At 64.4% G+C, this 24,755-nt stretch carries 13 protein-coding genes; 6 read left to right on the plus strand and 7 right to left on the minus strand.

Going from position 1 to position 24,755, the window contains the following annotated elements; all coding sequences use genetic code 11:
* Nucleotides 1–13: 13 nt before the first annotated feature.
* The 3 genes from KB554_RS01595 to KB554_RS01605 are packed head-to-tail and all read right to left on the minus strand — an operon-like array spanning nucleotide 14 to nucleotide 3,169.
* Complete coding sequence (locus KB554_RS01595) at nucleotides 14–256, minus strand: hypothetical protein (protein ID WP_211034775.1); 243 nt, start codon at nucleotides 254–256, stop codon at nucleotides 14–16.
* A gap of 40 nt (nucleotides 257–296) precedes the next feature.
* The gene (locus tag KB554_RS01600; protein WP_211034776.1) at nucleotides 297–1,400 is read right to left on the minus strand and encodes an ROK family protein; all 1,104 of its coding nucleotides are present in this window, start codon (nucleotides 1,398–1,400) and stop codon (nucleotides 297–299) included.
* A 23-nt stretch (nucleotides 1,401–1,423) separates the two neighbouring features.
* Complete coding sequence (locus KB554_RS01605; protein ID WP_211034777.1) at nucleotides 1,424–3,169, minus strand: class I mannose-6-phosphate isomerase; 1,746 nt, start codon at nucleotides 3,167–3,169, stop codon at nucleotides 1,424–1,426.
* A 914-nt stretch (nucleotides 3,170–4,083) separates the two neighbouring features.
* Between KB554_RS01605 and KB554_RS01610 the strand changes: the two genes are divergently transcribed.
* From KB554_RS01610 to KB554_RS01625, 4 genes are read left to right on the plus strand one after another with little or no spacing between them, the layout of a single operon-like run.
* Nucleotides 4,084–7,113, plus strand: coding sequence for a TonB-dependent receptor (locus KB554_RS01610; RefSeq protein ID WP_242116224.1), 3,030 nt, complete (start codon nucleotides 4,084–4,086; stop codon nucleotides 7,111–7,113).
* 18 nt (nucleotides 7,114–7,131) lie between these two features.
* Complete coding sequence (locus KB554_RS01615; protein WP_141429628.1) at nucleotides 7,132–8,805, plus strand: RagB/SusD family nutrient uptake outer membrane protein; 1,674 nt, start codon at nucleotides 7,132–7,134, stop codon at nucleotides 8,803–8,805.
* 37 nt (nucleotides 8,806–8,842) lie between these two features.
* Nucleotides 8,843–9,778, plus strand: a complete 936-nt coding sequence (locus tag KB554_RS01620) for a LamG domain-containing protein (protein WP_141429627.1) — start codon at nucleotides 8,843–8,845, stop codon at nucleotides 9,776–9,778.
* 54 nt (nucleotides 9,779–9,832) lie between these two features.
* Nucleotides 9,833–13,264, plus strand: a complete 3,432-nt coding sequence (locus tag KB554_RS01625) for a polysaccharide lyase family protein (protein ID WP_211034778.1) — start codon at nucleotides 9,833–9,835, stop codon at nucleotides 13,262–13,264.
* Nucleotides 13,265–13,436: 172 nt separating this feature from the next.
* Here KB554_RS01625 and corA read toward each other — a convergent pair whose 3' ends face one another.
* Genes corA through KB554_RS01640 form a run of 3 tightly spaced genes read right to left on the minus strand, consistent with a single transcriptional unit; the run spans nucleotide 13,437 to nucleotide 21,574 of the window.
* The gene (gene corA, locus KB554_RS01630; protein WP_211034779.1) at nucleotides 13,437–14,456 is read right to left on the minus strand and encodes a magnesium/cobalt transporter CorA; all 1,020 of its coding nucleotides are present in this window, start codon (nucleotides 14,454–14,456) and stop codon (nucleotides 13,437–13,439) included.
* Nucleotides 14,457–14,475: 19 nt separating this feature from the next.
* Nucleotides 14,476–16,788, minus strand: a complete 2,313-nt coding sequence (locus tag KB554_RS01635) for a BamA/TamA family outer membrane protein (protein WP_211034956.1) — start codon at nucleotides 16,786–16,788, stop codon at nucleotides 14,476–14,478.
* Nucleotides 16,781–21,574 (minus strand): translocation/assembly module TamB domain-containing protein, encoded by a 4,794-nt coding sequence (locus tag KB554_RS01640; protein WP_211034780.1) that lies wholly within the window; start codon nucleotides 21,572–21,574, stop codon nucleotides 16,781–16,783. Before KB554_RS01640 ends, KB554_RS01635 begins: the two co-directional genes overlap by 8 nt.
* Before the next feature lie 362 nt (nucleotides 21,575–21,936).
* Here KB554_RS01640 and KB554_RS01645 point away from each other — a divergent pair, with 362 nt between their 5' ends.
* Nucleotides 21,937–23,076, plus strand: coding sequence for a Coenzyme F420 hydrogenase/dehydrogenase, beta subunit C-terminal domain (locus KB554_RS01645; RefSeq protein ID WP_211034781.1), 1,140 nt, complete (start codon nucleotides 21,937–21,939; stop codon nucleotides 23,074–23,076).
* 13 nt (nucleotides 23,077–23,089) lie between these two features.
* Nucleotides 23,090–24,238, plus strand: coding sequence for a polysaccharide pyruvyl transferase family protein (locus tag KB554_RS01650; protein WP_211034782.1), 1,149 nt, complete (start codon nucleotides 23,090–23,092; stop codon nucleotides 24,236–24,238).
* Nucleotides 24,239–24,251: 13 nt separating this feature from the next.
* Here the strand turns inward: KB554_RS01650 and ybaK are convergent, their stop codons facing one another.
* Nucleotides 24,252–24,749, minus strand: a complete 498-nt coding sequence (ybaK, locus tag KB554_RS01655) for a Cys-tRNA(Pro) deacylase (protein ID WP_211034783.1) — start codon at nucleotides 24,747–24,749, stop codon at nucleotides 24,252–24,254.
* Between the last annotated feature and the right edge of the window lie 6 nt (nucleotides 24,750–24,755).

Raw genomic sequence — 24,755 nt, forward strand, 5'->3', positions numbered from 1 at the left:
TTTGCACTAATTTTCACGGTTTCTCTGAACATTCCGTCTCTCCGATCCACTCCGTCCGGAACCGGCAGCGCATATCGCCGCCCCGCCGCATGGAAAAGTTCGTGCCCCAGAGGTCGTCGTCGAGGCAAAAATGTACGTCCTGGCGCAGGTCGGGCCGTTCGGTCGAACGGTTCAGGGCGTTGCGTTCTCCCACGACTGCGGGCAGGGCGTCGGGCGAGGCGGTACGCAGCGTGCCGCGGTGAGTGACGAGGTCCACGCAGCGGTCGGCCGATGCCGGGCATAATTGCTGCCGGGTCCTATTGCCTCCGGTCGAGCTCCGCGATGGCGAAGGCGTAGGCCCCCAGTGCGATGGCCCGGCTGGCGCCGAGTTTCGAACGGACGACGGGGGTTTGGCGAACGTGGTGGTAGCGGACGCGCTTTTCGGAGCGGGGAACGGCTACCGGCACCGATTTCTCACGCAAGAATTCCGCGGCCTCCTCCGGTGTGTCGAGGTCGAAGGTCCGCATCTGTAGCCGCGGGAAGCGGTCGCCGGCAAAGGAGCCGATCTCGCCGCGCATCTCCGCGAGCAGAGCGGGCATGAAGTATTCGGCCGCTCCGGTCAGGCCGCCCCCCAACACGACGATGCCGTCGATGATCGTGAGGGCCTGCGAGATGACGTCGCCGGCCACCTCGCCGAACCGGCGGAAGCTCTCTCGTGCGGCATCGCGGTCGCCCTCGCGCCTTCCTTCGGCGATGTCGAAGATGTCGCGCGGGGTGAGCGGAACGGTGTCCGCGCCGGTCAGCTCGCCGTAAACACGGCGGATGGCGCGGATGCTGACGCTCTCCTCGCAGATCATGCCTTCGTGGTGCTTGTTGCGGAATACCCAGACGTCGCCGCCGCATCCGTTGTCGCCGGTCAGCAGCCGGCCGTCGATCACGGCGCCGGCGCCGAATCCCGTACCGAACGTCACGCCGAGCAGATTGCGGTAGCGTTTGGTCGATCCGGAACGTTCGAGCAGGGCGTTCACCTCGGGCAGGGCGCCCGAAATGGCCTCGCCGTAGGCAAACAGGTTGCCGTCGTTGTTGATGAACACCGGGATGCCGAACTTCTGTTCGAGGAAGGGTCCCAGCGCCACACCGCCGCGGAACGACGGGAAGTTGGGCAGGTCGCCGATGATCCCGTGGGCGTAGTCGGCCGGTCCGGGAAAGGCGAAACTGATGGCGACGGGTGCTCCGGGAAGCTGCCGCCGCACGGCTTCGAATCCCTCGACGAGAGTCGAGAGCATGCGGTCGAGATCTTCCGGCTCCGAGTGAAAATGGATCGGGCCGACGATCTCGCGGTTACCGGCGATCGCCGAGAAGACGAGGTTCGTGCCTCCGGCGTCGAGCGTGAGGACGATACGTGGGTCGGTTTCGTACATGGTCGATCGTATATTAGTTGTTGTCAGTGTCGTACATAAGCCTTGACCGTACCGCAGAACGTACCCGGAACGAGCGGCCGGATCGTGTAGCTGCCGATCGAAGCGGGAATGATGAAGGTCTCGGCGTAGTGCACCGTGAAGGGTTCGAACGCTCCCGCAGGGCTCTCGATGACGGCGGCGTCGCCTTCGACCAGGTTGAGCACCTCGACGCCGCCCTGCATCGTGTGGGGCGTGATACCGGTGAACCAGTGGCGGCGGGTTTCGATGAATTCGGCTTCGTGCAGTCCGGTGCGCTCCTCGCGCCAGCCCTCGCCCTCGGCGATCGGTTCGAAGCGGTTGCAGTGGCGGCGGAGTATCTCGTCCGTGTCGCGCGTCCAGTCGATGACGCGGGCTGCGTGGCCGATATTGATCGGGCGGGGTTTGCCGTCGAGCCCCATGCGGCCCCAGTCCCACATTTTGAAAGTGAAGATATTGGGCGTGGCACTGATCTCAAGGACCATGGCGCCGGCTCCCGAGCAGTGGACCGTACCGCCCGGAATCAGGTAGTGGTCGTGCTTGCGGGCCGGGAAGCGGTTCACGAAACGCTCGGCATCGAACGCCGAGTCTCCCCGCCGGGCCGTGCGGAGCGCCGCGAGCATCTCTTCGGGATCGACGCCCCGTTTCACGCCGAGATAGACGCAGGCGCCGGGCTCGGCATCGAGCAGGTAGTAGCTCTCGTCCTGCGTGTAGCGCATGCCGAACGTACGGCGGATGTATTCGTCGGTGGGATGGACCTGGAGGCTGAGGTTGCCTCCGCCGATGGTGTCCAGGAAGTCGAAACGGATCGGGAAGCTCTCGCCGAAACGCCGGCGGTCGGCGGCGCCCAGCAGCTCCTGCGCACGAAGGTAAATGAGGTTCTGAGCCGGCATCTCGAACAATTCGCCATCGACGCGCAGCAGCAGGCTGTTCTCCTCCGGAACGCAGTCGAAGCACCAGCCGAAATTGGCCTGCCTGCGGTCGAGGTCGCAGACCTCCTTCATCCACTGGCCTCCCCACGGCGCAGGGTCGAAGAACGGCACGACCCGGAACGGACGACGCACCGTACGCCCGATACCCTGCATGAAGGTCTCGGCCGCGATCATCAGCGGACGCCCCGGACGGTGCGTGTCGATCCAGTAATCGACGCGGTTGTAGAGGCTCTTCTTGTGGTTGTCCAGCACAGGCCAGTCGTTGAAGTAGCCGCGCTTGTACTGCCGGGCGGGGCTTTCTGCCGAGTTGTCCACACCCAGTCCGTGAATGGCACGGGCGCGGAAACGCCGCTGAATCTCCCAGCGGGCCATGTCGGCGTAGAGCGTCAGGTCGGCATTCGGTGCGACGTAGCCCGCACCGCTGCCATAGACGATCGTCCGGCGTTCACGATGCCGGATCCGTTCCCGGGCCTCGTTCAGGCGTTCGGGGTCGAAGAAGTCGGCCAGGCCGAGCGGCGTGAGATAGCCGAACAACTCGTCGTCGGTCACATAGGGGTCGGTCATGGAGCGGATCTGCCGTTCGTCGCGGAAAAGTTCCTCGGTGCGGATCAGCTCGGCCTCGGGCCATATACGGGCAAGCGCCCCTGTCAACTCCTCGTCGCATACGCCGTGGTAGGTGTCGAACACCACCAGCGGACGCTCGATATCGGTGCATCGTACGAGCTCAGCGCCGATCTCCTCCCAGCCGCGCCAGATGCGGCCTTCCGTTTCCGTCGCCGGAAACTTGTCGTAGTTCGAACGTGTGTGCAGCGATGTATTCATGAATATATGTATGTTTATTTTTTATATGTACAAACATAATGAATCTTTTTTAATTATGCAATTGTTCGCGCGATTTTTCCGGCCTTCGGGCGCTCTTTTCGGAACTTCGGTCGTCGGAGACAAGGCCCGCCGGGCATCCGACAGACCTTGGACAGGGCGTGCACATAGATCAACCGGCCGATGTTCGGCGGTTACCGTCCCGAAGCGCCCCATGCCGACCGGATCGATCGCATCGCCGAACGGCTGGCGTTCCGCGTGCCGAGAAATGCGACGCCTCGGGGCGCGGCTCCCGTCCTGTGCGATCCGCTCTTCGGACCGTTCCAGTACCCTTCGGATCACGGCCGACCGGACCGCGCTGTCGAAGGAGCGCGCCACGGCCCACCCGGACCGTCGAGGTGGCCGATGGGCGGGCATCCCGGCAAAGCCGGGCGACAGCGAGATCATCCGCCCGCTCGACGGGCCGGCCGGGCAGCTCGGCCTCGAGGGTTCGGACAATGCCGACATGAGCGACCACCCGGACAACCGGCATCGGGCTTATCGCAGGTCCTGCCCGTTTATGTACGTACAACAGGTGAAACAGATGATATTTGCATCCGCTTCTCTCCACCGCTTCTCCGCGAGGCGGAAATTATGCCGGAAGCGGGGCTACGGACCTTGCGCCGAACGGCGGAATGCTCCGGACGCGGGCGTCGGGCGGGTCGTACCCGTCGGAGCCCGCTCTCTTTTTAAACGGATCGGCAGAGTTTCCTGCGTCGGTTTTCACTCATACCAAGTCGTCCGGAACCGGAAAACGATGAAAAAATATCCGAAGTATTGCATTTTTGAAAATCTATCTCTATATTTGCGTTGTTCATATATGTATGAACAAATATATATGATTCAAACATAAAAAATCTAACCTAAATGAACTTGTTATGAAGAATCTGTACCAGAATTACGCACGGACCCGTTGGGACGGATCGGGCGGAATCTTCAGAAAGTGCGCGGTCCTTTTGTTGGCGGTCTCGCTGCTGCCCGGAACGTCGGCAGCCGGATCGGAACCGGTCTGGGCCATGCCGCAGACCGAAGTTCCCCCCCCCGCACGGGAACGCACCGTCGGCGGAACGGTCCGCGACGGCAAGGGCGATCCGATTCCCGGAGCGGCCGTGACCGTCGTGGGCGGTTCGCTCGGCGTATCGACCGACGCCTCGGGCGCCTACCGCATCGAAGGGGTCGGAAGCGACGACGAACTGGAATTCAGCTTCCTCGGAATGATGTCGCAGAAGGAAAAGGTCGGGACGCGCACACGAATCGACGTGACGCTGCGCGAGGACATGATCGGTCTGGAAGATGTCGTGGTGACGGGCTATACGGCCATGAAGCGTAAGGACATCACCGGATCGGTGGCTTCGGTATCGGCCGAACAGATCGCCCGCATTCCGGCATACGACCTGACCACCAGCCTGGTCGGTGTGGCCGGCATCCGCATCGACGGAGGTTCGATCCGCATCCGCGGCACGCGTTCGACCAACGCGGGCAACGACCCGCTGATCGTGCTCGACGGTATTCCCTACGACGAGACGCTCACCTCGATCAACCCGGGCGACATCGAGTCGATCGACATTCTGAAGGATGCCTCCTCGACGGCCATCTACGGAGCGAAGGGCGCCAACGGCGTGATCCTCATCACTACGAAACAGGCCAGGAAAGGCGAGACGAAGGTTATCTACGACGGTTTCGTGGGCGTGGGCGTCAATAACCGGGGCACGCTCGACGTGATGGATGCCGACGAGTACATCGCCTTCCAGCGTGAAGCCAGCCGCGCCGCCGGCGCGTGGAACTCGCCCGAGGACGACAGCAAGGCCTTCTTCGGGGCCGAGATCGCCAACATGGGCAAGATGGACACCGACTGGATGGGCCGTTATTTCAACCAGAAACGCCTGTGGCACAGCCACTCGCTGACCATCGCCTCGGGCAACGAGAAGACCCAGTACAAGGTTTCGTTCAATTACAAGAACAACGAGGGCCGCTACGAGGGCGACCGCCGCGACTACTTCTATCTGACCACCGACCTGACGCATCAGGTGCTGCCGTTCCTGAAGGTGGGTATCTCGAACCGTGCTTTCTACAACGTGAGCCACGACAAGCCCGACATGTTCGACACGTTCCTCCACATGTCGCCGCTGACGCCGATCTACAACGAGGACGGCTCCTACAACGAGTATCCGTTCGGCGACCCGTTCGTGAAGAATCCCTACATGAACGAAACGGACGGAGCCTACGAGGACAAGACCGAGGAGTGGAAGATCTACATGCGTTTCTTCGCACAGGTGGACCTCTGCAAGGGACTCACCTTCAACACCAACTTCGCCTACACGCCGGCCTTCTCGTCGCGCGGCTACTACTACGACAACCGCAGCGTGGGCTACACCGACGAGCGCAACGTCGCCGGCATGCACAACAACCGCAAGGCCGACTGGGTATGGAACAACATCCTCAACTACAAGAAGGCCTTCGGCAGGCACGCCATCGACGTGTCGGCCGTCTTCGAGATGCAGAACCGTCAGACGGTGAACTCCTCGATGTCGGGAAAGGACCAGGAATCGCCCGCCTATCTGTGGTATAACATGAACCGTCTGACCGATTCGAAGACGATCGGTTCAGGATTCATCCGCAACCAGATGGTTTCGGTCATCGGCCGCCTGCAATACACCTTCGACGACCGCTACATCGTGACGGCTTCGTTCCGCGAGGACGGCGCCTCGCAGCTCTCGCCGGGCAGCAAGTGGGCCTTCTTCCCCTCGGCCGCCGTGGCATGGCGCATTTCGGAGGAGCGTTTCGTCAAGGACAACGCGGACTGGATCACCAACCTCAAACTGCGCGCCAGCTACGGTATGACGGGCAACTACTCGATCGCGGCCTACGCCACGCTCGGTTCGCTCTACGGCTGCTACGCCAATTTCGGATTCGGCGGCGAGACCCACCTTCCGGGTCTGGAGCCCTCGACGCGCCCGGCGCCCGATCTGGGCTGGGAACGCAACAAAATGCTCGACATCGGTCTGGACTTCGGGTTCCTGAACGGCCGCATCTTCGGTACGGTCGAGTACTACGACTCGAAGAGCTACGACCTGCTCTACCTGAAGGTGCTGCCCTACACCACGGGCTTCAACCAGGCCTGGACGAACATCGGCGACACGCGCAACCGCGGTTGGGAGATTTCGCTCTCGACGGTTCCCATCCAGAAGAAGGACTTCACCCTCAACGTCAATCTCTCCTACTACCGTAACAAGGAGGAGCTGGTGCGTCTGCAGGATCCCGGCATGAAGCAGGACCTGAACAACAACCTTTTCGTGGGCTATCCGGTGAACGGCGTACACTACAACTACAAGCAGGTGGGCATCTGGCAACTCGACGAGGCCGATCTGGCCGCCCTCTACGGGCAGAAGCCCGGCGAAGTAAAGGTGGCCGACCTCGACGGCAACGGCGTGATCGACGGCAACGACCGCACCATTCTCGGCACGACGCGCCCCGACTGGGTCGGCGGACTGTCGATCAGCGGCCAGTGGAAGAACCTCGACTTCTCGGTCGATGTTTACGGTGAGTTCGGCGCCCTGGCCTACGACAGCCGCAGTACGGGCGGCTGGGCCAACCAACTGGGCCGCTGGAACACCTACAAGATCGACTACTGGACGCCCGAGCATCCGACCGACCGCTATCCCCGTCCGGTCGAGGGACAGTCGATCAAGTACCTCGACGCTGCGGGCTACTACGACAACGACTACGTGAACATCCGCAACATCACGGTGGGCTACACGCTGCCGCAGCGGTGGATGGGCCGTATCGTCAAGAAGACGCGCTTCTACTTCACGATGAACGATCCGTGGGGATACAGCCGGTTCCGCGACCAGGGCGGTATTTCGTGGTGGGAATCCTATTACATTTTCGGAGCCAGCGTCCAGTTCTAAACCTAAAACACAACGACCATGAAAAAGACAGCAACGATCCTCGCCTCCGCCGCGCTGCTTGCGGGCGTCACCGGCTGCGAAAGTTTTCTGGAGGAGGAGTCCTACGGATCGACCACCGACATTTTCAACGAGGAGAACGGACTCAAGGCATTCGTGAACCTCTCCTATACGAAGATCAACAACCTCTACGGCGGCGACGGACAGTGGCCGCTGATGACCGAATTGGGCACGGACCTCTTCCTGCGCGGCAAGAATCAGGGCGATACGGGTCTTACGGACTACTACGGTCTGGATGCCAACAACGGCAATGTCTCGTGGCTGTGGAACCACTGCTACAAGGCGCTGGCCAACATCAACATGTTCATGGAGACCATCGACACGACGCCTTTTGCCGACGAGTCCGAGAAACTGCAATGCAAGGCCGAAATGCTTGTGATGCGGTCGATGTTCCTGTGGATCATCACCGAGACATGGGGCGACTCGTACCTGCCCCGCACGACGGACAAGACCGAGGGCATGGAGGCCCGCCGTTCCACGCGCGAGGATTTCTACGAGGAGATCATCGGCGGTCTGGAGCAGGTCGTCAACGAGGGGATGCTGCCCGACGAGCGCACCTCCGAGGCGGGCCGCATCGACATGCCGACGGCCAAGGCATTCCTGGCGCGCATGTACCTCTACCACGAGCAGTTCGAGGACGCCGAACGGCTGGCCTCCGAGGTGATCGACGGGCCTTACGGCTTCGAGCTGACGCCATCGCTCAAGGACCTCTGGGCCGACGACAAGACCAACGACGAGTTCATCTGGACGACGAATTTCACCAACGACGAGTCCTATGCGCAGAGCAACGGCTACTGGCAATGGTACGCCATGTACATCGACCGCTTCCCCGGTGTGCAGACGATGCTCGGGTGGACCGGCTACGGCGGTTGCCAGGCCATCCCGTCGCTCTACTACATCGACAACTTCAACCGCGATGCCGACCTGCGCTGGATTGATCTGCACCAGTGGGTATGGTACTACAACGACCCGGCCGACGACCGTTCGGAGTTCCCCGACAATCGGTGGCGCGAGTACATCGACACGGCGCTCTACTGCTGTCCCGACGTGCTGCCCGAATTCGAGCGCCAACGCATGAAGACCTGCTACACGTTCTTCGACCGCAACGACATGTACGATGCCAAGGGTATTCCGCAGGACCGCTGGACCTTCATCGGCATGACCAAATTCTACGACCACACCCGTCCGGGCAACATGTCCACGCTCTCGGACCGTTCGTACCCGGTGATCCGTCTGGGCGAACTCTACCTGATCCGCGCCGAGGCCAACATCCGCCGCACCGACCCCGATCTGCAAGCCGCCGCCCGGGACATCATGACGCTGCGCGAGCGGGCCATCCGCAAGGATTCGGAGGACCCCGCACAGAATGAGGCGTGGCGCGATGCGATGACCGTCACCGAGAACGACATGAACGTGGACTTCATCCTCGAGGAGCGGGCCCGCGAGCTGGCCGGCGAGTGGCAGCGCCGACTGGACCTGAAGCGTCTGGGCAAACTCGTCGAACGTGTGACACTCTACAACCCCGACGCCGCGGACAACATACGGGATTATCATGCGGTCCGCCCGATTCCGCAGTCGCAGTTCGACGGCATGCCCGACTGGACGACGCTGGGACAGAACGAAGGCTACAATTAACCGAATACATTCCGACCGAAGATAAAACGAGACAATTATGAAAACGATAGTCAAAAGATTGGCGCTGATGCTCTGCTGTGCCGGCCTGTTCCTCGCGTCGTGCAGCGACGATGAGGCGTCGGACGCGCAGCGGACGCTCATGGAGGTGATCCGCGAGGCGGAGACGCTCGTCGCCGAAGTCGAGGAGGGAACCTCCGAGGGCGATATCGCCCCGGGGTCGAAGAAGATCCTGCAGGCATGGATCGACCAGGCCTACTTCATCATGAACAACACCTCGCGCGAGGAGGGTTACGCCAATGCGGCGAAACGGCTCGAAGAGGCCATCGCGGCCTTCAACGCGAATATCGTCAAACCGGGTATCCCGCATTTCGCTCTGGGATCGAAGATGAACCTGGGAGCTTCGTCCGGCTGGGGACTGGAGGATGCCTTCACCGTGGAGATGCGTGTCCGCTTCTCGGAGTTCGCTCCGGGCGACCAGTGCATCGTCTCCAACGAATCGGGCGCCGGCGGCTTCATGGTCCGCAACAACGCCGATCAACTGCAATTCTACATCTACGATGCCGACATCAACAACTGGAACGGCGGCGGATGCTGCACGATCGAACTCGGCACGTGGTACCACATCGCGGCGACCTATGCGGCGGGAGACAAGATGGTCTTCTACCTCGACGGCAAACAGGTGAGCTCCGTAAGTTGCGGCACGCTGGCCGCGTCGGCCTCCGACCTGCAACTGGGAACCTCGCCCTATTACAGCGACCGCTACATGCGCGGCGATATCCAGCATGTCTCGATCTGGGAAGATGCCCGCACGGCCGACGAGGTGGCTTCCGACGTGGAGTGCTCGTTCACCGGCACGGAAGAGGGGCTGACGGCCTATTGGCCGCTGACGCTCAACGTCGGTACGGAAATCACCGACGAGACAGGGTCGTACGTGGCCGCAATGACCGACGTCGCATGGCTCGACGCCGAATAGAACAGGAGAACATTCACGCATAAAAACACACAACGCATGACAAACCGCAGATTTATGTTGCTTTCCGTACTGCTGACACTGATATGGTCGGGTCTCTGGGCCCGCCCGTATCCGGTGCTGCTGTGGCAGATCGGCAAGACCGACGGTTCGTCGTCCGAGTTCGCGCTCGACGGCGACAGCTATTCCGACATTTCGAAACGTTTCCCCGGGTGCACGGCGCTCTACACGGTCGGGCGCAGTTCGGCTTCGGACGTTCCGTTCGTCATCCCGGGGCCCTCCGATGCCTGGGCAGGCAACCCGCAGGGCGGACTGCTGGTCCGCTTCGGCGTCCGTGAGGCCGATCCCGGAGCCGCATTGAGGCTGAGGTTCGACTTCGTCGAGGTGCACAGCGGCTCGGCCCCGCGGCTCGAGATCGCCCTCAACGACTTCCGCACGGAGGTCCAGACCCCCGCAGGCGCCGACCAGAACTACCTCGACACGCGCAAAACCTCGTCGAAGGGCCTTTGCGCCGAGGTCGAAATTCCGGCCGGGACGCTCCGCCCGGGCGACAACATCCTCTCGGTCCGCTCGGTTTCGGGCAGTTGGATGGTGCTTGACGCCGTGACACTCGAGGCTTCGACTCCGGTGGAGAGTGCCCCGGCGAGTACCGGCATTTCGCTCTTCGCGGCCGAGTCCGAACCGGCGCTGATCTACGGCCGGACCCGGGACGAACTGCTCCATCCCGTAACGCTCGACATCGCCAACTGGGACGCGAAGCCCCGCAAGACGGCGTGGAGCTACGACGGAAAAGCGGGCGGCGAATTGAAGCTCGCCCCGGGCCTGAACCGCATGCAGGTCGGTATCCCCGAGGGGTATGACGGCCGCCGGGTGCGCTTCGCGCTCAGGACGCCGGACGGCGACCGTTCGGTCGAGACGGAGATCCTTCCGGCCGAGCGCTGGACGGTTTACCTCGTGCAGCACACCCATACCGACATCGGCTATACGAAGCCGCAGACCGAGATCCTCACCGAACACCTGCGATACATCGACTACGCCATCGAGTACTGCGAGGCGACGGCCGACTATCCCGACGATGCGAAATTCCGCTGGACGTGCGAGGCCTCGTGGGCCGTGCGCGAATGGCTGCGCATCCGCCCCGCCGAGCAGGTCGATCGGTTCCTGCGCTTCGTGAAGAACGGTCAGATCGAAGTGACGGCCATGTTCTTCAACATGTCGGAACTCTCGGGCGAGAACGCCTACAAGACTTTCCTGGCACCGATCGCCCGCTTTCACGAACTGGGCATTCCGGTCGAGACGGCCATGCAGGACGACGTGAACGGCGTGGCGTGGTGCCTGGCCGACTACCTGCCCGATGTCGGGGTCAAGTACCTGTCGATGGGGTCGAACGGCCACCGCGCCCTGATCCCCTTCGACCGTCCGACGCTCTACCGCTGGGAGTCGCCCTCAGGCAAAAGTCTGCTCTCGTTCCGCGCCGACCACTACATGACGGCCAACTTCTGGGGCATCGACCGCGGCGACATGGAGGGAGTCCGCAACGGCGTCTTTTCCTACATCCGCTCACTGCGCCGCAGCGGCTACGACTTCCCGCTCGTCGCGGCGCAGTACTCGGGATACTCCACCGACAATTCGCCTCCGTCGATGCAGGAGTGCGCGCTGATCCGCGACTGGAACGAGCACTATGCATGGCCCAGACTGCGCAGTGCGACCGTGCATGAATTCCTCGAGCAAATCAATACGAAATACGGCGACCGCCTTCCCGTTTACCGTGCGGCCTATCCCGACTGGTGGACCGACGGTTTCGGCTCGGCCGCCCGTGAAACGGCGGCTTCGCGCAAAACGCAGTCCGACATGATCGCCATCGGCGGCATGCTCTCGATGGCCGGCATGGCGGGCGACCGGGGCGTCGAAGGGACGCACGACGAGCTGCGCCGCATCCACGAGAACCTGCTCTTCTACGACGAGCACACGTTCGGAGCTGCGGAGAGCATCAGCGATCCGCAGTGCGAGAACTCGCAGGTGCAGTGGGCCGAGAAGGGCTCCTACGTCTGGGAGGCGCTCAAAAGCGCGCAGATGCTCTACGAAACCTCGATCGGCCGGCTTCAGGGCGACCTGCACCGTTCGGAGCGTCCTACGCTGACCTTCTTCAATCCGCTGGGCTGGGAGCGCTCGGCGCTGACGACCGTCTATATCGACTTCGAGGTGATCCCGCGCGACCGAGCCTTCCGTCTGCTCGACGAACAGGGCCGCGCACTCTCCGTCGAACCGATCCGTTCGCGCAGCGAGGGGCGTTACTACGCCGTCTGGGCCGACCGGATTCCGGCGATGGGTTACAAGACCTACGAGGTGGTGCTCGACGAGGGCCGAGCCGCCGAACCCGAGGCCTTCGAGCCGGCGGATCGTGTGGTCGAGAACGACTTCTACCGGCTGGAATTCGATCCCCTGACGGGCGGCATCCGCTCGCTCGTGGACAAGGAACTGGAGTTGGAGCTGGTCGATGGCGATGCCGAATGGAAACTGGGCGACTTCATCTACGAGTCGCTCGAGGGTGACCGCCACCAGATGGAGCGCAAGGTCTTCGAACGCTACCGCCGTTCGGGGTTGCGCGACGTGCGGTTCACGGGCGCGGCCGCCGGAGACATCTATACGACGGTTTCGTTCCGCGGTACGGCCGAAGGATGCGACCCCGATTTCGGCGTGCGCGTCGAGATGCGCCTCTACAACGACGTCAAGCGCATCGACCTCCACTATACGGCGCGCCGTCTTCCCGAGACCGATCCGTCGGCTCTTTACGTGGCCTTCCCGTTCGCCCTGGACGGCGGCCGGCTGGCATTCGACGTGCCGGGCGGCGTGGTCTATGCCGGCGAGAACCAGATTCCCGGAACCACGGCATCGTGGAATACGGTTCAGAACTTCGTCTCGGTGCGCAACGACCGGGCACAAATCCTCGTGAGCTGCGACGCCATGCCGCTCTTCATGATGGGCGAACTGCTGAACGATCCCTACCGCCAGCCGCGGACCTATGAAAAGCCGCACCTCTTCTCGTGGGTGACGAACAACTACTGGACGACGAATTTCCGCGCCTCGCAGGAGGGCGAGCTCAACTGGAGCTACACGCTCACCTCGTGTGCCGATACGTCGAACGCCGCGGCTTCGGCCTTCGGCTGGAGCAACCGCATTCCGCTCTATGCCCGCGTGATGCCGGCGGCGGGAGCCGACAACGGCAAAGCCCGGTCGAAGTCGTTCTTCCGCACGGGGTGCGACCACGTGCTGATGACCTCGTGCTCGCCGTCGCGGACCGGGCAGGGCGCCGTGCTGGTGAACCTCCGCGAGACCGACGGCCGCCAGGCCGAACTCACGCTGCTCGACGCCGCAGGGAATCCGCTGACGTTCGAGGTGGTGAATGTCCTCGACGAACCGCTGGGCATACGAACCTCATCGCTCACGCTCAAACCCTATGAAAACGTGTTCGTGCGCCTCAGCCGCTGATCCGCACCATATCTAAACACCGATGAACGGCCGGGAAAGGGATGGTCAGACCCTTTCCCGGCCGTTCGCATGGCCAAACCGGGCCCCTCGACCAACGACAGCCATACCAGTCCGGACCTTCCTTGTCATTCGGCGTGACGGCGCGCCGGCCCGGTCCCGGAAAAGACTCCGCCTACCGCCACCGCTTGGTCCGGAAAACGAAGTAGGCCGCAACCCCCACCGCCAGCATCACGCCCCACGCCACGGCATAACCGTGCCGCCACTCCAATTCGGGCATGTGGCGGAAATTCATCCCCCAGACGCCGACCAGAAAGGTCAGCGGAATGAAGATCGTCGAAACGATCGTCAGCCGCTTCATGATGTCGTTCATCCGCATGTCGTTGTTGGCCGTGTAGAGGTCCATGAGCGACGAAAGGGTTTCCCGGCAGCCGTCGATGAGCTGCGAAGCGTTCTGCAAGTGGTCGTTCACGTCATTGAAAAAGGGACGGTTGGCCGCATGGATCAGTCCGGCGTCCGAACGCAGCAGTTTGGTGTACTGGTCCCGGAGCGGCAGCACGACGCGCTTGAGGTCCATATACCGGCGGCGGTGTATCTGCAACCGGCCTCCGATACCGCGGCCGTCGGCCGCCGCGATCAGCTCGGACTCCAGATCCTCCAGATCGTCGCCGATCGACATGGCCACCGAAATATAGTTCGCCGTCAGCTCGTTTATCATCACCGAAAAGAGATAGTCCGACGAACGGGAACGTATCTTCAGCACGTTCCGCCGCAGAGCCTCCGCTACGTCGTCGTAGAACGACGACTCCCCCTCGGTGAAGCTCAGCACGACATTCGGCCCCTGCACGAGCCGGACGCGCACGACCCGTTCGCCGACGAAGACGCTCGAAACCACGAAATTGAAATCGTCGTAAACCTCGACCTTGCTCGGATGCTCCACGTTGAGAATGTCCTGCACGACCAGAAAATCGACCCCGAAACGGGTGCAGACCTCCTGGATGCAGGCGGCGTCTTCCAGCCCGTGAACCCGGACCCAGAGTTTGTCGGAAGGGGCCGCAGCCGTCACGGCGGCCGCGAAGTCGTCGCAGAGGCTCTCCTCGAACCCCGAAGGCGAATAGCGGATCAGGTGGATGTGCGTCTTCGTGCGGCTCTCGCCGTTATAGACGAGCTGTTCGGTCAGCAGGTTGTTTTTCATGACGTGTCGTATTGCGGAATCAGAAGGGATAGCCGATGGCCAGATGGAAACCCAGCCCGTCGCGGAAGCTGGACAGGTTGTAATACCCCCGCTTGTCGGGATCCGGACAGGGCGTATGCAACCCGATCCCCAGATCGGCGCGGATGACCAGATAGCTGATGTCGTACCGCAGGCCGAAGCCGGTTCCCAGGGCGATCTCGTCGAGCAGCCCCTTCCATTTCAGTTCGGCTCCCGGACGCTTGGGGTCCTTTTTCAGCAGCCAGACGTTTCCGGCGTCGAGGAACACGGCCCCGCCCAGCTTGCCCAGAATGGCGAAACGGTATTCTACGTTGGCCTCCAGCTTGAAATCACCCGTCTGGTCCAGATAGCCGTTGCGGTCGCCGGCGGGCGGACGGTAACTTCCCGGGCCGATCGAACGGATCGTGAAGGCCCGGATGCTGTTGGCGCCTCCGATGTAGAATTGCTCGCTGTAAGGCATCACCTCGGAATTGCCGTAGGCATACCCCACCCCGATCAACAGCCGTGCGGCCAGCCAGTTGTTCCGCCGTCCGATGCGGTGGTAGAATTTCAACTCGCTGACCTCCTTGACGAACTGCGAGAAGCGGTTGCCGAACAACTCCTGCGGCTGCTTCTCGCCGAAGGCCCGCAGCACGCCCGCGAGCAGGTTGCCCGCCGACGTGAAGCTGTTCTGCCAGACGAGGCGGCGATTGCCCGCGGCGCCGTAGGTCCGGTCGAAAGTGTAGGTATAGCCGATCGAAGGCACGAACTGGTTGCGGAAACTCATGGCGATGGCCGGATTCTCATCCATCGTGCGGTCGAACTCCTCGGTCGTGTGCAGCAGCTTGTTGTAGGTCAGCTTGAAGAGCGTCAGCGCATGGCGGCTGTACGGCGAGGTCCGGAAGTTGTAGCCCATCGACCCGCTGAACGCCACGAGCCGGAAAAAGTCGGGCCGGTTCATCAGGTCCGCCCCGAGCTGGAAGGAGGTGCTCCCGGGATAGCGCTGCCGGCGCAGCATCGACTGCGGCACGAGCAGCCGCGGGACGTTGAGCGTCGCATTGAGCCCCAGCTCGTAGGAGTTGAGCTGCGAAGAACGGCCGCCCGAACGTTTGTTGCCCGTCTGCCATTCGTACGAACCGTTGAGCGCCACCGACAGCACCTCGCCGCCCCGGAACAGATTGTTGTTGCTGACTTTGAAGGCGATGCCGGGGCCGAGGAAGCTGTTCGACTTGGAGGTGACGTCCGTTTCAAGGGCCGCTTCGAGCGGATAGTCGAAGCGGGCGTCGATTCCGACATCGAGCGTGTCGGAGCCCCGCAGCGAATCGACCGGCGCGACATTCAGCGAGACCGACCGGAAAACGCCCAGCTTGTTCAGATTGGTCAGCGTGCGGTCCTGAGCCCCGACGGTGAACAGCTCTCCGCGTTCGAGCGTCAGCGCCCGGGAGAGCAGCCGGGGCCGGATCCGCATCGGCCGCTGCGCGATGACCTCCGCTCCCCGCAGACGAAGCGTATCGGGTCTGCCGGGTTTCGGGTCGGTCAGCCGGACCGTCACCTTGCCCACACGGTAGGGTTTGAGCGCCACGGCCGGCGCATCGGATTTGAGGTTCAGGCGCAGCGCGACCCCGCGCGGCGAAAGGGTCGTGTCAGCCTGGTATTCGAGGTACTCGGGCCGGAAATAGTAATACCCCCGTTCGCGGAGCGACTGCGCCATCCGCCGGCGTTCGAGCGTCAGCGTATCCAGGTTGTACTGCGCCCCTTCGCGCAACAGCGAAGTGGAGCGAAGGCTGTCGAGGAGCGGTTGCAGCGCACCGCCCGCCGTCGGATAGGCGATCCCCTCGTAATGCCACGGCGGCGCCACGCGGAGACGGTAGCTCACCCGGGCCTTCCGCCCCCGCTTGCGGTAGAGCAGCGTATCCGCGGCCCGGGAGCCGAAATAGCCGTGGTTTTCGAGCGCCTGCTCCGCGACCTTCGCCCGCAGCGAAGGCTGCACCTTCGAAATCAGCACCGGCTCCTTGGCCAACCGCTTGTAGAACCAGTATTTGAAACCCTTCTCCCGAGGCGTGTAGAGGTAATTGTAGGCCCACAGTCCGATCGGCAGCGGCGTCCGCACATAAGGGCTGTAAAGCGGATTGTTCGGAGCTACCGAAAGCGGCTCCCGGGCCGCCGAAGCGGCCGCCGGAGAGACCGTAACGCCCGAGTCGGGTTCGATGCGGATTTTTCCGACGCCCGTGTAGAGCACCTCGTCCGACGCCAGCCGCCGCGTCGTGGAGCAGGCGGCCGCAAACGCGAGGGCCAGCGCCACGGCGGCCGTGCGGAGTATCGGGCGGTCATTCATGCACTGCGGTCTCATCTCGTTTCTCCTCCTTCTTTTTCTCCTTCCGGTTCGCCGGACGGAACAGATCGGTCAGCCGGAGCAGCTTCTTGCGGATGACGAAGCCCACGCCGGTCTCGGTGATCTCCCCTTCGAGAATGCTCTCGTAGCCCGTATGGCGGAACAGGCGGATGAACATGTTGTCACGCCTGGTGAGCATGTATTCGAGCGAAATGTCGTCGATCAGGTTTTCCCGGAGATTCTCCGACGGGTCGTTGCCGGTGCTGAACCGCCCGCCGATGACCGCCCGCACGCGGTCGCTGAACAGACTCTTCGACAGACGGTAGGAGTAGTCCGTGCGCTGTCCGTTGGGATCGTCCTCGCCGTAGGAGTCGATGCCGAACGAAAGGTCCACACCTTTCAGGCTGTTCTGCGCCCACTGATTCAGTTCCTTCTGTATGAACGAGTTGAGCGGATTCTCGGAAGCGACCGTCGCCGACGACCCCGGACCCGAATAAGTGTTGTATATCAACAGGTTCATCGCCTGGCTGGCCCGCTGTTCGGCCGTCAGCGAGTTGAGCTCGTTCTGCATGGCGAGGTCCTCGGGAGCCGCCAGGTCGAAGCTCACCGAAAGGTCCGCGAGCGTGTTGCGTATGCGGATCGAGATGTCGAAATTCACCGGTCGGTTGTTCTGCCCGTCCGACGAGACGCTGGCCCGGACGGTCTCCACGGCCGTCAGGCTGAACGTCGGATCGGCGATGTTCCCCATCCACTCCACATAGCCGCCGGGACGTATTTTGAAGGTTTTCTGCGAAATGACGGGCGGATTGTAGCGCACCATGCCGCCCGAAAGGACATAACGGCCCGCAAGACGCGTATCGCCCAGCGGGTTCATCGTATAGGTCAGACTCCCGCCGCCCTGCAGGTCGATCCGGTTGCTGCCGTCCGCCGAAAGGTCCACGCCGGCCCGCACGTCGTCGTTGATGTCCACGTCCAGATGCACGTCCATCCCGCCGACCGACATCTCCCGCGGCGGCGCCTGCTCCGCCGGCTCCTCGTCCAGTTCGCGGAACGAGACGAACGTAACGACGTTCTGCGGCCGCTCCCTGACCTCCATCGGCGAGTCCTGCATGACATACGAAATGTCCGTGCCTCCCAGCAGGGCGGCGCGGCCGCGGACGACGAGCGCATCGACCGGTCCCTTGGCCGTCACGTCCAGATCGAGAAAGGCCTTGCCATAGACCGCCGTGCGCTCCCGCCGCGCGACATCGACGAACTGGAAGTCGGAAGCCCGGAGCGCGAGGTCGGCCGCGACACGGCCGAAATCCGACAGATCGACCGTTCCGGCGACCGTAAGCGGCTTCCGGTTCGGGCCGGTCAGCGCATAGTCGTCGAACAGCATGCGGCCGTCGCGCAGCCGGATCGTGTCGGAGGCAAGGCGGAACGAAGTCCCGATCATCGGCACGCGCACGTCGGTCGCGGCGAAACGCACCCCGCCGTCGAGTTTCGGCCGTTCCGGAGCGCCTCCCACATGGATTGCGGCCTGCACCTCGCCCGACAGCCGCAACAGATCCGCGGGCAGGAAGACGTCGAGGCGCTGCAACGGGAATCCGGGAACCGTCAGCGTGAGGTCCAGCGGTTCGTCGCGGTCGGGGCGCAGGTCGCCGTGCGCGGCGAACACCTCGCTGCCGTCGAGCGTCACCCGCGCATCGGCCCGCCGGCCCCGGCCCTGCCCGTAGCGCACGCCGAGGGCGACGTCGCCGAACCGCTGCTTCCCGTACGACAGCTCCGTCACCGAGACGTCGCCCCGGACGGCAAGGCTGTCGGAGCGCATCTCCAGCACGACGCCCGCACCCAGCACGCCGTCCACGGGCGGAGGCGCCGGGAGCATCCCGAGCGCCGCTCCGATCCCGACGCCCGCGACATCGAGCCGCAGGGACTCCGCCTCACCGTCGTCGGACGGAACCGAACGAAGAGCGAAGCGCCCCCCGCCGCACCGCATGTCGAGGTCGGCGGCTATGCGGCGGTCGTACCACCCGTATTCGACGTAATTCCCCGCATTGACCTCCCAGGGTTCGGAGCCGAAAAGCGGACGCAGCGGCGTCATGCCCGCACGCACCAGCGAATCGGTCCACTCCACGTCGAACCCGAAGCGGAAACCCTCGCGCCCCGCGCGGTCCCGCTGCCGGAAATTCACCTGCCCCGTATTCCGCACGACATGCCCGTAGAGCGCCGCCTGCGCCACATGGTCCAGGTGCCCCGGGGCGTTCGACACCCCGAGCCGGTACGCGAGCCGCCGCTCCTCTCGCGCGATCCCCAGCGCCACGGTGTCCAGCACGACGCCCCCGGCGTCCAGTCCGTCCACACGCATCCGAAGCGACAAAGGCTCCGCGCCGTCGTTCGCTCCGGCGACATGCAGTCCCCGGAACGAAGCGCCCTTCGTCCGCAAAAAATTGTTGAGTATGTTGTTCCGTCCGGCCTCGGCCTGCAACCGGAAGCGCGGAAGCACGTCCTGCAGCTCCTCCATGTCGAACGCCTGTTCCCGCAACTGCCGCCGCAACGTCTCCGAGGCGCGCGCTGCGGCCGCGAGGAGCGAATCGGGCGACGCGGGGGCCGAGAGCGTCAGTACGAAATCCCCGGACCGGACCGACGCCCGGACCGACGCCGTGTCGGCCCCGACGGCCACGCTCGTGGGACGGATGCGGTCGGTACGGTATCCGTTGCGTATCCCGATACTGTCCAGCGCCAGCGAGGCGGCATAGGTCCCCTCCTGCGAGGCCGAGGCGCGGAAGTCGAGGCCGAAAGCCCCGCCGATCCGGTCCGGCGTCACGCCCAGCGCCGCCAGATCGAACTCCGCGACACGCCCCGCCAGCCGTACCGACTGTCGCTCGCGGGTCACCTCTCCCGAGAGGTCCAGCGCCAGACGCAGCGCCTCGTCGCGATCGGCGATCCGGCCCGAAAGGCGGCCGCCCTCCAGCACGGCGTCGATCCCGATGCCGCCGAAATCGCGTCCGGCATACTCCAGACGCTCCGCTCCGGCGCTCACCGAGACGGTCGTCTGCGGCGCGAAGGGATCGAAACCCGCGCCGCGGGCCTCCGCCGCGAAATCGACCGTCCCGAGCGAATCGGCCGGCAGGAACGCCCCGAGCGGGAAGCCGTCGCACCGCACCCGCGCTTCGTAGGTCTCAGCCGCCGGATCGAGCCGTCCCGCGGCCGAAAGGCTGCCTCCGCCGACCTCAAGCGCCGCATCCGCCGCCACCGCACCGCGGTCCAGCTCCGCCGCGCCGCGCAGAGTCATCCGCGCGGGAATCGCCACGCGGCGGCGCAACGCCGTGTCGGGCAGCAACGCTTCGAGAAACTCCAGTTCGCGGAAATCCCCCTCGAAACGGACCGAAACGGCCGCCGCCCGCCCTTCCGGCAGGTTCTTCGCCCTGCCTTCCGCCCGCAGGCCGCCATGCCCGGGCACGGAGAGCTCCAGCCCGATCCGGCGCAGGTCGGCCAATGTCCCGGCGGCCGTCAGCGACAGGCTCACCTCGCGGTCGCCCAGCGCCTCCGGAACAGGGAACAGCAGCCGCATGTCCCGTGTCGAGAGATCGGCGCGGAGCGCAGCCCCGATCTCCGCTGCGGGAGCCAGTCCGAGCGCCCCGGGGCCCGCCTGCACGTCGGCGTCGATCCGCGACGAAGCCGTGGCGAGACGGAAGCCCTCCAGCGACACGGCCCCGCCGTCCTTCACGAACCGTCCCGAGGCCGAACGCACGGCCAGCCCGCTGCGCTCGGCGAAGTCCAGCCGTTCGATCCGCAGGGCGATGTCGCCTCCCCGGTTATACACCGAATCGAGCGTGAGATTGAGCGCCGAGAGAGAGACCGCCTCCGGATCGAATCCCGCCGCAGGCGCATGCCCCATCGTGCCGTAGGCCGCGCGGTTGTCCGCCAGTTCGACGCGCCCCACGCGGACGGTCCAGGGTTGCGGCGCGCCGGCAGCACCCTCTGCGGCATCTTCCGCAGCATGTCCCGGGCCGGATTTCGCCGCAAATTCCGCGGAGCGCTCCGAAGCGCTCCCCTCTTCCGGTGCAACCTCCCGGGACGGCGCTGCAACGTAGGAGTACACGCCGCGCGTCAGCCGCACGCCGGCCACCTCGACCCGCGCACTGTCCAGTCCGACGCGGCAGTCGTTCACCTCGCCCTCGGCCAGCCGCACGGAAAGCTCCGAGGGGTCGGGCGAGGTCCGCATCCGAAAGGCCGTATTGGCCACCGAAATCCGCCCTACGGCGATCTTCCACGGCAGGGCCGCCGCGCTGTCGGGCCGCTCCTCCGCGGTCTCCCGGACCTCCAGGCCGATCGCCGCATCCCCGTCCGCCAGCGCGACCCGGAAGACATCGGCCGTCCCGGCCTTCAGATCGACCCGGGCGAGATACACCCCGAGCCTTCCGGCCGCAAGACGCATGTCCGTTCCCGCGACGGAATCGCGGTAACGGGCCGCGAAATCCCCGAGTTCGAAATTGCGGATCACCGCCCGGCTGCGAAGCAGCGGCAGCAGGGCGACGTCGAGCGACAGCCGTCCGCAGCGGACAAGCGTGTCCCCGCGCTGTCTCAGCAGCACGTCGTCCGCCGACAGGCGGAGCGGAAAAGCGAGCCGGATGCGGCCGATCGAAAGTTCCATGCCGAGCGACCGGGCGACGGACCGTTCCGCCCGGACGCGCACGAAGTCCTGCACCGCAGGGATATAGAGCGATGCGGGAATCAGGACCAGCGCCGCGACGAGGCCCAGCAGCGTGCGGAGCGTATATTTGACGATTTTTCTCCTGTGCATTTTTCGCGGCGGCGTCCGGAAGCCTCGACGTTCCGAGACCGCCCGTCTAAAACGACTGCAAGTTACGAAAATTCCGGTTCCTGCCCAAAGGCTTTCCGGCACATTCGGCCCGATTCGAGGCATTTATCGTTTTTTCTTCCCGCCGGATGCCCCGGAACGGCGGAAACCGCCCGTTTTTTCCCTCGCAGTCCGGCCGTTCCGAAAAGGCCCCCGCCATGACAGGAACGCCCGCATCGCCGCCGCCAGTCCGCAACGCCGGCAGTCCGCCCCGCCGCGTCACGCAAAAAAATTAGGCCCGGAAGACGGAAATATCCCGGAAAAAGCGTACCTTCGAACAGAAATTCAGCCCTTTCTACGACAATATGCTCTCCCTGCGCGACAAACGCGACTGCTGCGGCTGCGGAGCCTGTGCGCAACGGTGTCCCGCGAAGTGCATCCGCATGACGGAAGACGCCGAAGGGTTCCGCTACCCCGTGGCGGATGCGGACGCCTGCACCGGATGCGGCCTGTGCGAACGCATCTGCCCCGGACTGCATCCCTCCGCACCGCACGACCCGCTGCGGCTCTTCGCGGCACGCAACCGGGACGAGGCGGCACGGGCGGCCGGCTCCTCGGGCGGCGTCTTTTCGCTGCTCGCCCGGCGGACGCTGCGCGAAGGAGGCGTCGTATTCGGCGCGGCCTTCGTCCCGACGTGGGGAGGGGTATCTCACCGCAGGGCAGAAAAAGAGGAGGAGTTGCAGCCGCTGCTCAAATCCAAATACGTGCAGAGCGATACGGGAGGCTGTTACACCGAAGCCGCCGCGCTGCTGCGCGAAGGACGGCGGGTGCTCTTTTCGGGCACGCCCTGCCAGATCGCGGGCCTTCACGCCTTCCTCCGGGGAGAGCGTCCGGAACGACTGCTCACGGTCGAATGCCTCTGCCACGGGGTTCCCTCCCCGGCCGTCTGGCGCCGCTACACGGAAGAAACGGCGGGCGGAAGGCGGATTCTCGGCGTCGATTTCCGCGACAAGAGCCGTTCGGGCTGGCGGCGTTACGACTTCACCGTCCGCACCGACGGCGGCGAACGTCGCGTCCCGGCCCGGGAGGACCTTTACATGCGCGCATTCCTCGCGGAGCTGACGCTGCGCCCGAGCTGTTACGCCTGCCCGTTCAAGTCGGGCCGCAGCGGGAGCGACATCACGCTGGCCGACTTCTGGAACATCCGCGACGTGCTGCCCGCATTCGACGACGACCGCGGCGCGAGCCTCGTGTTGCTCAACACGCCGCAGGGCGTCCGGCATTTCGAAGAGGCCGACGCCGAGTGCCGCCCGCTTCCCTGGGACGACCGGGTGCGCGGCCGCAACGGCGGATTCCTCGAACGCGTCGAACCCCACCCGCGCCGCGAAGAGTTCTTCCGCGAGCTGCCCCGTGCGGCGAGCGTCACGGAATTGCTGAAACGAACCGTAAAACCCACACCCGGGCAACGTCTCGTGCGGAAATTCCGCCGGCTGATCGCCCGCTAACCCGAACCGCCCCATGAAAATCGCCCTGCTGACCCTCCCCCTGCACGCCAACTACGGCGGCGTGCTCCAGGCATTCGCCCTGAAGACCGTCCTCGAACGGCTCGGCCACGAGGTTTGGCTCGTGGACAACCGCCGCCGCGAAAAACCCGTCAGCAACCTCTTCCTGAAGACCGTACTGCGCCGCGCGGTCGAGTCGCTCTTCCACCGCAAGGAGATTTTCGCCGAACTGAACACGGCCCTCACGCAGGATTACAAGAAATCGGAGATCGAGAAATTCATCTACCGCCGCCTCTCGCCGCGCACGGCGCCCGTTTACGATGCCGACGACTACGCCTCGGTCGCCGCCGACGGGGGGGGGTACGACCTCTACATCGTGGGCAGCGACCAGGTGTGGCGGCCGCGTTACGCCAAGGAGCTGGGCCCCTATTTCTTCTCGTTTCTGGAGGGAACAGCGGCCCGGCGGATCGCCTACGCCGCCTCGTTCGGGGCCGCCGAGTGCGAATACACCCGCGAGGAGCGGGAGCGCTGCGCACGGCTGCTGGCCGAGTTCGAGGGCGTCTCCGTGCGGGAACGCACGGGCATCGGACAATGCCGCGACTACTTCGGCCGCGACGATGCACGGCAGGTGCTGGACCCCACCCTGCTGCTCACGGCGGAAGACTATCGCCCGCTGTTCATTCCGGGCATCGCCCCGGCGGAGACGATCCATTGCTACCTGTTCCGGGCCGGTTCCGCCGTCCGGCGGGAGATCGGCCGCACGGCCGCGGCGTGCGGACTGAAGATCGTCCGCATGACCGACCGGACGAACGAATCGGAAGGCAAGATGCCGGGAATCGGGCAATGGCTCTCCGCGCTGCACGACGCCCGCTACGTGGTCACCGATTCGTTCCACGCCTGCGCCTTCTGCATTCTCTTCCACAAGCCCTTCGCCGTCTATATCAACCGCCGCCGCGGCTCGGCGCGCATCCGCTCGCTTCTCGAACAGTTCGGACTCGAAGGACGGATCGCGTCTCCCGGGAAACCGCTCGCGCAGACGCTCGACGCCCCGATCGACTGGGAGGCGGTGGAACGCACGCTGGAAGAGCGCCGCGCCGACTCGCGCGGCTTCCTCGCCCTGCACCTGCAGGAGGCGCCGCCGCTGAGTGCCGCCGCGGGGGAATGAACCGCCCGGCGGCTCACTCCTCCGCCCGGCGGCTGATTTCAGCCACCGTGGCCCCCACGTAGCCGACCAGCGCCCCGGGCGCGAGCCTGAGCTGCAATCCGCGCACCCCGGCGCTGACATAGATGAAGGGCAACCCCTCGGCCGAAGCGTGGACATAGGTCGGAAAAGCCTTCTTCATCCCTATGGGCGAACACCCGCCGCGGACATATCCCGTCACGGGCAGCAGCTCCTTCATCGGAATGAGGTCCGCTTTCTTGTTGCCCGACACCCGGGCCGCCGCCTTGAGATCCACCTCGTGGTCCCCCGGCACGACGCAGACGAAATACCCCGTGCGGTCGCCCCGCAGGACGAGGGTCTTGAACACGGTCGCAATGTCCTCGCCCAGTTGTTCGGCCACATGCGTCGCCGCGAGGTGCTCCCCATCGACACGGTAGGGAACCAGCTCGTAGGCGATCTTCGCCCGGTCGAGCAGCCGCGCGGCGTTCGTCTTTTCAATTTTGGAATGGCTCATATTGTC

The sequence above is a fragment of the Alistipes sp. Marseille-P2263 genome, from assembly GCF_018101075.1.
Taxonomy (GTDB): Bacteria; Bacteroidota; Bacteroidia; order Bacteroidales; family Rikenellaceae; genus Alistipes; species Alistipes dispar.